General features: G+C 41.8%; 10 protein-coding genes. All 10 read left to right on the forward strand.

Annotation, left to right across the window (positions count from 1 at the left end):
* Window positions 1–285 precede the first annotated feature (285 nt).
* The gene (gene rpoN / locus G6R02_RS05020; RefSeq protein ID WP_164668152.1) at window positions 286–1563 is read left to right on the forward strand and encodes an RNA polymerase factor sigma-54; all 1278 of its coding nucleotides are present in this window, start codon (window positions 286–288) and stop codon (window positions 1561–1563) included.
* Entirely contained in the window at window positions 1563–1805 is a 243-nt protein-coding gene (locus tag G6R02_RS05025; protein ID WP_164668153.1) for a glutaredoxin family protein, read from the forward strand. Before rpoN ends, G6R02_RS05025 begins: the two co-directional genes overlap by 1 nt.
* 124 nt (window positions 1806–1929) lie before the next feature.
* The gene (locus G6R02_RS05030) at window positions 1930–2949 is read left to right on the forward strand and encodes a sugar-binding transcriptional regulator (RefSeq protein ID WP_164668154.1); all 1020 of its coding nucleotides are present in this window, start codon (window positions 1930–1932) and stop codon (window positions 2947–2949) included.
* Window positions 2950–3004: 55 nt separating this feature from the next.
* On the forward strand, window positions 3005–4012 hold the full coding sequence (gene gap, locus G6R02_RS05035) for a type I glyceraldehyde-3-phosphate dehydrogenase (protein WP_164668155.1): 1008 nt from the start codon (window positions 3005–3007) through the stop codon (window positions 4010–4012).
* A gap of 640 nt (window positions 4013–4652) precedes the next feature.
* Window positions 4653–5834, forward strand: a complete 1182-nt coding sequence (locus tag G6R02_RS05040; protein ID WP_164668156.1) for a phosphoglycerate kinase — start codon at window positions 4653–4655, stop codon at window positions 5832–5834.
* A gap of 13 nt (window positions 5835–5847) precedes the next feature.
* Window positions 5848–6606 (forward strand): triose-phosphate isomerase, encoded by a 759-nt coding sequence (gene tpiA / locus G6R02_RS05045; protein ID WP_164668157.1) that lies wholly within the window; start codon window positions 5848–5850, stop codon window positions 6604–6606.
* Entirely contained in the window at window positions 6603–8141 is a 1539-nt protein-coding gene (gene gpmI / locus G6R02_RS05050; RefSeq protein ID WP_164668158.1) for a 2,3-bisphosphoglycerate-independent phosphoglycerate mutase, read from the forward strand. The genes tpiA and gpmI overlap by 4 nt, the downstream gene beginning before the upstream one ends.
* Window positions 8142–8155: 14 nt before the next feature.
* Complete coding sequence (gene eno / locus G6R02_RS05055; protein ID WP_164668159.1) at window positions 8156–9442, forward strand: phosphopyruvate hydratase; 1287 nt, start codon at window positions 8156–8158, stop codon at window positions 9440–9442.
* 443 nt (window positions 9443–9885) lie between these two features.
* Entirely contained in the window at window positions 9886–11346 is a 1461-nt protein-coding gene (locus tag G6R02_RS05060; protein ID WP_164668160.1) for an alkaline phosphatase family protein, read from the forward strand.
* A gap of 168 nt (window positions 11347–11514) precedes the next feature.
* Entirely contained in the window at window positions 11515–12474 is a 960-nt protein-coding gene (locus G6R02_RS05065; RefSeq protein WP_164668161.1) for a nucleoside hydrolase, read from the forward strand.
* Window positions 12475–12507: the final 33 nt, after the last annotated feature.

Genomic DNA, 12507 nt, shown 5'->3' on the forward strand with positions numbered 1-12507 from the left:
TTACGCAGGTGCAGTCGTTCATTTCGATTGAGTTAGTGGTGTTCACAAGCGGTTTCGCCGAAGTTGTCACAAAATCCGCCGAAGTTCACAGGGTTTTCGCCGAAATTCACATTTATTTCGCTGAAGTACACAACTTTCCCGCTGAAGTTCACAATTTGTTCGCCTATCTAAAAGAGTCAAGTCCTGCCATCCCGAGAAAATCCACTCATCTACAGCAAATCCATCGTTACTCTGTCCTTTTCACAAATAATATGGCAAAATAGTAATAGAATGGAGGGGATTTTGGTGAAACAGAAGCTTACCCAGGAACAGACATTACAGCTGAAGATGAGCCAGTCCCTGCTGCAATCGATTAATTTGCTTCAGTTTACCGGGGTGGAACTCATTGAGTATATCCGGGAAATTTCCAGAGAAAATCCGTTAATCGAAGAAGTGAATTATGATTTCGAAATCAGTAACTATAAAAACTCGAATGCAGACCAGCCTGCCATCGGTGAAATCAATCAGGCCAAATTATCCATGTACGAGCAGCTGAAAGGCCAATTGTATACTCTGGATATCCCGGATGATCTTAAACCGGTTGTTTTATTCGGGATCGATTCGCTCAATGAAGATGGTTATTTGGATATTGATTTAGAGTTATGGGCTGAACAATGTAATACAACGATGAAAAAAGTTGAAGAGGCACTGCAATTTATTCAATCGCTTGAGCCTGCCGGGATTGGAGCAAGAAACTTAAAGGAATGTATCCAGTTGCAGATGAAGGAGCCCTATCCATTTATGGAGGAACTACTGGAAGCTCATCTGGACTGGGTTGCCAACGAAGATATTTCATCAATGAGTGCGGAGTATGAAATAACTGCAGCCCAGGCGAAAGATATATTGGACCAGATTAAGGCCTGTCATCCAAAGCCGGGACAGCTTTTGGCACCAAAGAGTCCGGAATATATCATCCCAGAAGCAAACATTTATGAGGAAGATGGAAAGTGGAAAATCTTTTTTTATAAATGGCACACGCCTGTTATTGAAGTTAATGAATCGTATGCCAGCCTGGAAACAGACGAGAAAGAGGCTGCGGATTTTTTAAAAGACAAATATAAACAGGTTGATTGGCTGAAACAGGCAATTACGTTTCGGGCGAATACACTGGAGAAAGTTATCCGGAGCATTGTGGAGAAACAACAGATGTTTTTTGAACATGGGGCATTTATGCTGCAGCCATTAACCCTTAGAGAGGTCGCTGCAAAGCTGGGCTTGCATGTTTCAACCATCAGCAGGGCGATAGCCAATAAATATGTCCAAACCAGCCATGGTGTCATTCCATTGAAGTTTTTTCTCCAGCCGGGGGTAAAACAGGCGGATGGGCAAGAGACAGCATCATTTGTTATTAAACAGTTAATGCTGGAGTTAATTAATCACGAAAATAAACAAAAACCATTGTCAGATCAGGCAATAAAAATACGTTTGCAGGATGAGTTCAACATAGCAATTGCCCGAAGAACGATCATGAAATATCGTGAGCAGCTTGGCATAGCGTCATCGACCAAAAGGAGGACAAGATAATGCGGCATATTGTTTTTTATACAAAAGAAAATTGCCAGTTATGTGATAATGCGCGTGAACTGCTGAATTTATTGAAAGATGACTACCCTTACGAGATGGAAGAACGGGATATTTATACAAATGATGAATGGCTTGAAAAATATCAATTAATGATTCCGGTCGTTGAACTGGGTGATGTAACACTTGATTGTGAGGAAATAAACTATGATTCGCTGGAAAAAGCATTAAAACAAACAAAATAATTGAATAAAAATAAAGCTATGATAAAATAATAATAAATACAAAGATTAGTTGTATATTTTTTTGGCTGTGGTGGGACGTAATATAACCATGCGGGACTTATTCCGTCCAAGAAGGAGGCTTTATATGCGGGAACTGCTTGATGTTCAAAAAAAATTATACCCTGATTTATTAGCTGTAATGCAGCAGCGTTACGCTGTATTGAAGAATATAGAGCTTCTCCAACCCATTGGCAGACGCGGACTGGCAGTGAATTCAGAGCTGACCGAACGCAATGTAAGGGGGGAAGTTGAATTTCTTCAACGTCAGGGATTAATTGATGTGACATCAAAAGGAATGCATATTACAAATGAGGGCAAATTGGTAATAGAACAATTAGCCGTTTTCATGCATGAGGCTTCAGGCAGCAGTGTTTTAGAGAAACAGCTAAAGGATAAATTACAAATAGGTGATGTTATCATCGTTCCCGGTAATAGTGATACAGATAATTGGGTAAAACAAGAGATGGGAAAAGCTTGTGCGGTTTTTTTGCAGAAACGTATTGAACCTATCCAGACCATTGCTGTTACTGGTGGAACAACGATTGCTGCGGTTGCGGAGGCGATGAAGCCTTTTGAAAATGCCAAAGCGTGCCTGTTTGTACCTGCTCGTGGCGGCATTGGTGAAAAGGAAGAAAATCAGGCTAACACGATTGCCGCAAAAATGGCAAGGCAGGCTAAAGGTGAGTATCGATTGCTGTATGTGCCTGACCCATTAAGTGAAACATCGTATCAGACAATGATTAATGAACCTACAGTTAATGAAATCCTGCATATTATTAAGGATGCCGATGTGGTACTGCATGGAATCGGGGATGCGATGGCAATGGCGAAGCGAAGGAAGACACCGGACGAAGTAATAAACGAACTAAGAACCAAAAAAGCTGTTAGTGAGGCTTTCGGCTATTATTTTGACGAATCCGGAAAAGTGGTCCATAAAGTGAGAACGATTGGTCTCCACCTGGATGACTTGTCTGCCAGAAAACTCGTTGTTACGGTAGCCGGGGGAAAATCCAAAGCACAGGCAATCGCATCGTATTTCAGACAGGGTAAAAGTGATCTGCTTATTACCGATAAAGCAGCAGCTGAGGAGATTTTAAAGGGATAGCCCTTTAATATAAAAATCAATATAAATTAATTATAAAATATGGGAGGAATTATTCATGGCAGTAAAATTGGGTATTAACGGTTTTGGACGTATTGGACGTAATGTATTCCGTCAGGCACTGAAAAATGATGAGGTGGAAGTTGTTGCTGTAAACGATCTGACCGATGCAAACATGCTTGCACATTTATTAAAGTATGACTCTGTACATGGCAAACTGGAAGAGGAAGTAACCGTAAATGGTTCAAATATTGTTGTCGGCGGCAAAGAAATAAAGGTGCTATCAGAAAAAGATCCGGCAAACCTTGGCTGGGGCGACCTTGGAGTGGAAATTGTTATTGAATCTACCGGCCGCTTCACACAGCGTGATGATGCACAGAAACACATTGATGCTGGAGCGAAAAAAGTAATTATTTCAGCACCAGCTAAACAGGAAGATTTGACAATGGTTATGGGTGTAAACGAACAGGACTATGATCCGGCAAAACACGATATTGTTTCCAATGCTTCCTGTACGACAAACGGTATTGCACCGCTTGCAAAAGTACTGCATGATAAGTTCGGTTTGAAGCGCGGATTAATGACTACTGTTCACTCCTATACAAATGATCAGCAGATACTTGATCTGCCGCATAAAGACTACCGCAGAGCACGTGCAGCAGCACAAAATATCATCCCAACATCAACAGGTGCAGCCAAAGTGGTAGGAAAAGTACTTCCTGAACTGGAAGGCAAATTAAACGGAATGGCAATCCGTGTTCCTACTCCGGACGGTTCCATTATTGATCTCGTGGCAGAGCTGGATAAGAATGTTACGGAAGAAGAAGTGAACAATGCATTTCAGGAAGCTGCAGAGGGTGAACTGAGAGGAATTATGGAATATACAGAAGACCCGCTTGTTTCTTCTGACATTGTCGGAAACACCCATTCATCAATCTTTGACAGCCTGTCAACTATGATGATGGAAGATAACATGGTGAAAGTTATTTCATGGTATGACAACGAAATGGGTTACTCTTCACGTTGTGTCGATTTGGCAGTATATATTCAAAAACAAGGACTGTAAAATTATGTGATATAAAGGGGGAGGGAGCAATCCCCCTCCTTTTTCTTGTAACCTAATCTTGTATAGATTGTTGTTTTTGACACAAAATCCATAGACTGCGAAACAGTATATGAGGCTCTCAAAACGCCGCAGCTGGAATATACTCGCTTTTCGCGGGCAAGCGCCGAGCCTCCTCAGCTCGTTCCTCACTTCCGAGTCTCGCCTAGCTTGTTCTTCCCGCAGGAGTCTCGCGTATTTCAGCTGCTGGTTTGTTTTTTTTCATAGTTTATATTCAAGGTCAAAAGAGCAGAATACAGCGGAGGAAATACGCTGAGACTCCTGTGGGAGCAGAGGCCAAGATGAGACTGCGCAGCGACGTAGGAGCAAGAAGGCTCATCAGCCGCCCACGGAAAGCGAAGTGTATTTCCGCAGCGGTGTTGCAGCACTCAACTCTATTCAAAGTAGTTCGCAATTTATATCAACTACGAGGTTAAAAGCAGCAAAACTTACTAAAACGGCCTTCTTGTTTTATGGTTATTTACGGAATAGGGTGGACACGAGGAATCAGTGTTTTATATTTTTGTTTCTAGTATAATGGTTATCAGATACAGATTTTGGGAAAATATAATACGATACATAGGAAGATGTGGGAGGTTTATCCGTGGACAAAAAAACATTGCACGATCTTGATGTAGAAGGCAAGAAAGTGTTTTGCCGTGTAGACTTTAATGTGCCGATGAAGAACGGAGAAGTCACCGATGACACACGCATAAAGGCGGCAATACCAACGATTGAATATCTTTCTGAACATGGAGCCATTGTTATTTTGGCAAGTCATCTCGGCCGGCCAAAAGGCGAGGTTGTGGAGGATTTTCGCCTCGATCCCGTTGCGGAGCGTTTAAGTGATTTGATCGGAAAAGATGTTGTTAAAACAGATGCCGTTTACGGGAAAGAAGTACATGAAGCTCTTTCTCAGATCAGTGATGGTGATATTTTGTTGATTGAGAATGTACGATTTGAGCCTGGCGAGGAGAAAAATGATCCACAGCTGGCACAGAACTTTGCAGAAATGGCTGATTTGTATGTAAATGATGCGTTCGGAGCTGCTCACCGCGCACACGCGTCAACAACAGGAGTTGCCGAAAAACTCCCTGCAGCTGCCGGATTTTTGATGGAAAAAGAAATTGATGTACTAGGCAAGGCACTGGAAAATCCCGACCGTCCATTCACAGCAATCATCGGTGGAGCAAAGGTGAAAGACAAAATTAATGTAATCGATAATTTGCTTGATAAAGTAGACAACCTGATTGTTGGCGGCGGGCTTGCCTATACATTTGTAAAAGCACAAGGTCACGAGATTGGAAAATCACTGCTTGAAGAAGATAAAATTGACTTGGCAAAAGATTTCATGAAAAAAGCTGAGGACAAAGGGGTACGCTTTATTCTGCCGGAAGATGCAGTCGTAGCGGATGATTTTTCTGAGTCAGCAAATACGAAAATCGTGGATATTACCGAAATCCCTGCAGATTGGGAAGCACTGGACATTGGACCAAAAACACGTGAAACATATGAAAAGGTTGTGGCATATTCCAAACTGATCATCTGGAACGGTCCGATGGGTGTTTTTGAATATAATGCTTTTGCTGGTGGAACAAGAGCAGTAGCTGAAGCACTGGCAAACACAGAAGGATATACGGTAATCGGTGGCGGTGATTCTGCTGCAGCCGTTGAAAAATTTGGCTTTGCTGAAGAAATGGACCATGTTTCAACCGGCGGTGGAGCTTCACTCGAATTTATGGAAGGCAAAGTTCTTCCAGGTGTCCAGGCACTGGATAATAAATAGAGAGGTGAGACGAATGCGTAAAAAGGTAATTGCAGGAAACTGGAAAATGAACAAAACATTAGCAGAAGCAAATCAATTCGTTGATGATGTTGTGGGAAAGGTACCTGACGATGACAATGTGGAAGCAATTGTCTGTGCACCATTTCCCTTTTTGCCATCCCTTGTGGAGAAAACAAAAGGGAGCAAGCTGAAAGTCGGCGCACAAACGATGCACTATGAAGAAAGCGGCGCATTCACCGGAGAAGTTAGCCCGGTTATGCTGAAAGATCTCGGTGTTACTCATGCCGTTATAGGTCACTCTGAACGCCGTGCTTATTTTGCCGAAACAGATGAAACGGTCAACAAGAAGGTACACGCAGCTTTCAAGCATGATCTGACCCCGATTGTTTGTGTAGGTGAAACATTGGAACAGCGTGAGGCCAATCATACTATGGATCATATCGAAAACCAGGTCCGAAAAGGATTGGAGGGTCTTAGTGACGAACAAGTTGCTGATACAATTATAGCTTATGAACCAATTTGGGCGATTGGCACAGGCAAAACTGCATCAAGTGAAGATGCAAATGAAGTATGTACCCATATCCGCAATGTCATAAAAGATATGACTTCTGAGGATATTGCTGAAAAAGTTGTTATTCAGTATGGAGGCAGTGTGAAACCTGCCAATGTTGACGAATTGCTCGCAACTTCCGATATTGATGGTGCCTTAGTCGGCGGTGCAAGTCTTGAAGCTGATTCCTTTTTAACACTTGTGGAGGCAGGTACGAAATGAGTAATGATAATTTAGCTGCATTAATCATCCTGGATGGCTTTGCAATTCGGGGAGAAGAAATGGGAAATGCAGTGAAACAGGCAAACACACCTAATTTTGACCGGTATTGGAAAAAATTCGCACACAGTCAGCTGCAGGCAAGCGGCGAAGCAGTTGGTCTCCCGGAAGGCCAAATGGGCAACTCGGAAGTGGGCCACCTTAATATTGGCGCAGGACGGATTGTTTATCAAAGCCTAACCCGGGTAAATTTATCGATTAAAGAAGGTGACTTTTTTGAAAAAGGTGCATTTATAAAATCGATAGAGCATGCAAAAGAAAAAGGGAAGGCATTACACATTTTTGGCCTGTTGTCAGATGGTGGCGTTCACAGTCATATCAATCATCTGTTTGCACTTCTGAAACTTGCCAAGGATAACAATCTGGAAGAAGTATATGTCCATGCATTTTTGGATGGACGTGATGTTGGACCCCAAACAGCCAAGTCCTACATTGAACAGGCAGAAGATAAAATGAACGAATTGGGCGTCGGTAAAATCGCTACCATTTCCGGCCGCTATTATTCCATGGATCGTGACAAACGCTGGGAACGCGTGAAAAAGGCTTATGATGCCATGGTATATGGTGAAGGGCCTGATTATCAAAGCCCGTACGATGTCATTGATGATTCGTATGAAAACGGAATTTATGATGAGTTTGTTATTCCATCGGTGCTTACGGATGAAGATGGTGAGCCGATTGGAAAAGTTGCGGATGAGGATTCCATTATTTTTTACAACTTCCGTCCGGACCGGGCAATCCAAATTTCACGGACGTTTGCAAACGATGATTTCCGTGACTTTGACCGAGGCGAGCATCCACCTAAGGATCTCGACTTTGTAATGCTGACGAACTTTAGTGAATCGGTTGACGGATATGTTGCGTATAAACCGGTTAATCTTGATAACACAGTCGGCGAAGTTCTTTCACAGAATGACATGAATCAATTACGGATTGCCGAAACGGAAAAGTACCCACACGTAACCTTTTTTATGAGCGGTGGACGTGAGAACGAATTTCCAGGTGAAAAGCGTGTCCTGATCGATTCGCCAAAGGTTGCGACATACGACCTGAAGCCGGAAATGAGTGTTTATGAAGTCACGGATGCGTTATTGGATGAACTTGATTCCAAACAGCACAATGCAATTATCCTGAATTTCGCAAATCCTGATATGGTTGGACATTCAGGTATGCTTGAACCGACGATTAAAGCGATTGAAGCAGTTGATGAATGTTTGGGAAAAGTAGTCGATAAAATTCTAGAGCTCGGCGGAAATGCGATTATTACGGCGGATCACGGAAATTCCGATGAGGTGATTACGTTGGAAGGCGACCCGATGACGGCGCACACAACTAATCCTGTTCCGGTAATTGTAACGAAAGAAGATGCGGAATTGCGTGATGGCGGTATTTTAGCTGATTTATCACCGACGTTACTTGACTTATTGGATGTTGAAAAGCCGAAAGAAATGACAGGTAATTCGTTAATTAAAAAATAAGAGGAGCGATTGTTATGCCATACATTACAGACGTTTACGCACGTGAAGTGCTGGATTCCCGCGGTAACCCGACAGTTGAGGTGGAAGTTTTTACTGAATCAGGCGCATTTGGTGCTGCATTGGTTCCGAGTGGCGCATCAACCGGTGAATATGAAGCTGTGGAACTTCGTGACGGTGACAATAACCGTTACTTAGGTAAAGGTGTTGAAAAAGCAGTAGAGAATGTGAATGATGTAATTGGTCCTGAATTGCTTGGTGTTGATGTAACACGTCAAAATATCATTGACCAGATCATGCTTGAACTCGATGGAACAGACAACAAAGGTAAACTTGGTGCGAATGCCATTCTTGGTGTATCAATGGCGGTAGCACATGCGGCATCAAGCTATTTGGAACTTCCGCTATATAACTATCTTGGTGGATTTAATGCAAAAACACTCCCAACCCCAATGATGAACATTTTGAATGGCGGGGAGCATGCGGATAATAATGTGGATATTCAGGAATTTATGATTATGCCTGTTGCTGCGATGACCTTCAAGGAAGCATTAAGAACTGGTGCGGAAATCTTTCATTCACTGAAAAAAGTATTGAAATCCAAAGGCTATAATACCGGTGTTGGTGATGAAGGCGGATTTGCTCCGAATCTTGATTCCAACGAAGAAGCACTGCAAACAATTGTTGAAGCAATTGAAACTGCAGGATACAAACCGGGAGAAGAAGTCAAGTTGGCCATGGACGTTGCCTCTTCTGAAATTTACGAGGACGGTAAATATAACCTTAAAGGTGAAGGCGTCGTTCGTACTTCATCTGAAATGGTTGACTGGTACGAAGAGTTGGTCAATAAATATCCGATTGTTTCTATTGAGGATGGCCTTGATGAAAACGACTGGGAAGGTCACAAATTGCTGACTGACCGCATCGGTGACCGTATCCAATTGGTTGGTGATGATTTATTTGTTACGAACACAAGTAAGCTTTCCAAAGGTATCGAGCAAGGTGTAGGCAACTCCATTCTTGTTAAAGTGAACCAGATCGGAACATTGACCGAAACATTTGAAGCAATCGAAATGGCTAAACGTGCAGGATATACTGCGGTTATTTCACACCGCTCCGGAGAAACCGAAGACGCAACAATTGCTGATATTGCTGTTGCTGCAAATGCCGGTCAAATTAAGACTGGTGCACCATCAAGGACAGATCGTGTTGCAAAATATAATCAGTTACTACGCATTGAAGACGAACTGGCCGGTATGGGTGAGTACGCCGGATTGAATGCATTTTATAACTTGAATAAATGATCTGGTGATTAGAGATGGAATTTTTCCGATTTGATAGAAGTTTTCTAAACAAGATTAATTGAACATATAGAAAGATGGTGATCCAAAAAGGAGAGCCATCTTTTTCTATTTGGCAGTTAAAGGTTGGGAAAAAGCGGAAATGGGTAAAACAAATGCGAACAATGCACAGGATAAGCGAAGTATATTTCCGGAGCTGTTATACACACTATTTTTCAGTTGATTTGGATTTTTATTTTGCAAAACACTTTGTCCCAGCCCCACTGCATAAGTGAAATTAAGGCTTTCACCATCAAAGTCTAGTGATAGCCATTATTTTCAAAGGACTGGGAAAATATTAACTCTTCTTATCTTCATAAGCACAATTTCCGCTAGAATAGCTGAATGGGAATTGGACAGTAATAAGAAATAAATGATATTTGGTGATTCTAGTACAAATAGTGAGGATGAAGATAGTGCAATCACGAAAACCAGTTATTTTATTGAATATCGATTCATTAATGCCTAAGCCGCTGGAAACAGCTGTTCAAACCGGACGCGCGCCTGCTTTGAAGTTTTTGATGGAAAATGGCAGGTACATTTCGAATATGGTCAGTTCATTTCCTACAATGTCTGTTACGATTGACAGCAGCCTCCTGACCGGTACTTATGCTGACAAGCACAAAATTCCCGGTTTAAACTGGTTTGATGATTCCAAGAATGAAATTATTAACTATGGCACGGGATTTCGGGAAACAAATAAATCGGGACTCAGAAAATCAGTCCATAATATGCTTTACCGGCTCAATAATGAACACTTAAGCAGTAATGTCAGGACGATTTATGAAGAATTGGCAGACAGAGATATACCATCTGCCTCCATTAATTCCTTTGTTTATCGCGGAAACACACCACAAAGGCTGCAGGTTCCCCGGCTCTTCCGTGGACTAACCCGTTTCAAAGATGGTCAGTGGACAGCAGAAGCTACATCGATTTTTTCGCTGGGTGTTTTTTCAAAACTGCGTAAGCGGAGTGTTGCAACACAAATTGCTGCCGGAAATTACAAATATACAGCCCGGGAGCTTCGTCATTTGATTCGCCGAAATAAACTTCCTGGATTTACTTTTTGCATTTTTCAGGATTTGGATTTTCGCATTCACTTCAAAGGGCCGATGGATATAAAGGGGATTGCCCGAATTGACCGCCAAATTCAAAAAACATTAAATATGTACTCAAGCTGGGAGGAAGCGCTTAACCGGAATGTATGGATGGTTATGGGAGATAATGGCCATGCTCCGATGGGGTTCAGGTATCGTGATTTTGTGATTGATCTCCGTAAAATATTGAAAAAACTCCGCATTGCACGAATAGGGCGTCGGATTCGCAAAAAAGACCAGATTGTTTTAAGTGTAAATCAGCGTATGGCTTATGTTTACACATTGGATAACAAGTTATCGCTTGCTACTATTGCTGAACAACTGAAGGATGATAACCGGATTGATATCATTGCCTGGAAGACCGAAAAAGGAATTCAAGTTGAATCAGGTATGAGAGAAGGATCATTGCATTATAGTCCGGAAGGCGAATATTCGGACGTGTACGAGCAAACATGGAGCATTGAAGGAAATTCTGAACTTTTGGATTTAATGGTGACAAGTGACAAGAATATTTCTTATGGTGATTACCCCGATGCGTTAGCCCGTGTTTATGGAGCATTGCATTCGCAACCAGGTCGTTTTATCGTAGTTAATGCGAAACCAGGCTGTGAATTCAAAGCACAATCTACACCATTTCATATTGGTGGTGCAGCACATGGTTCCTTGCATAAACAAGAAACGCTGGTCCCCTTGGTGATTGCAGGGACCACCGCCAAGCCTGAATACCCGCGGATTGTAGATATGAAAGCTTTTCTGCTGGATTTGATTTAACGATAAAACAAATTCCATAATTTTTTTCAAATTGATGCCACCTTTTCACTATTATAATCGATTGTAGTTATGAAAAGGTGGCATTCTTTCAACAAAAGTTTTTCCACATAGGACGAAACCATTGTGGAATAGGGTTTATAAAGGTTGTTATCCAAAGGAGGATATGCTTTGGCGCAAAAGGTTTTGGTTTTTGGTGATATCGGTATTGATGACACAGTTGCTCTAATCTACGGTTATTTTAAAGATGAAATTGATATAGTTGGTGTCGTGGCGGATTATGGTAATGTCTCCAGAGCTAAAGCATTGGCAAATGTACATTATGTGCGTAGTATTTTAACAAATACCGAGGAAATAAAAGTTATTGGCGGAGCAGAAATTCCCATGACGGGTGAGACTCCGGTTTTTTATCCTGAGATTCATGGTGAATATGGATTGGGTCCCATAAGTCCACCGCAAGTTGAGAATGGTGATATTATTGAAAATTTCTTTCAGATTATTGATATAATTGATCAATATCAGGGTGAATTAATTATAGTTAATATTGGAAGGCTGACTTCGCTTGCCACGATGTTTATTTTATATCGAAACCGTATGAGCAAGATAAAAGATTTTTATATAATGGGTGGGGCATTTTGGGTGCCGGGCAATATAACTGCAGTATCGGAAGCGAACTTTTATGGCGATCCCATTGCAGCCCATATTGTTTTAAAAAACGCACAGAATGTAACAATTATCCCGTTAAATGTTACGGCTCAGGCAATTGCCACCCCACAGATGGTCGATTATATTGACAGGGCCCAAGATACAAATATAGTTAAAACCCTGCTTGATTATTATTATAATTTCTATAAAGAACGTGATCCCAGTGTACAGGGAAGCCCATTACATGATGTGTTAACGCTAATGGCGACCATTCATGAGGACATGTTAGGATATCGAACATTACCTGTCCAAATCGTTCAAGCACAAAATGGAATCGCCAGGGGGCAGAGTGTTGCGGATATACGGCCCTATGCAATAAATGAAGAAACGGAAAAAAAGAAACTGCACCGTATCGCTTTTGAATTGGATTACAAAAAATTTTATATTGATTTTATGTCGGTAATGACTGGGCAGCGGTTTAGTTGAATGGCATAATGAGGGTATAGAGTAATAGACATA

The organism is Virgibacillus doumboii (genome assembly GCF_902806455.1).
In the GTDB taxonomy this organism is placed as follows: domain Bacteria; phylum Bacillota; class Bacilli; order Bacillales; family Amphibacillaceae; genus Lentibacillus; species Lentibacillus doumboii.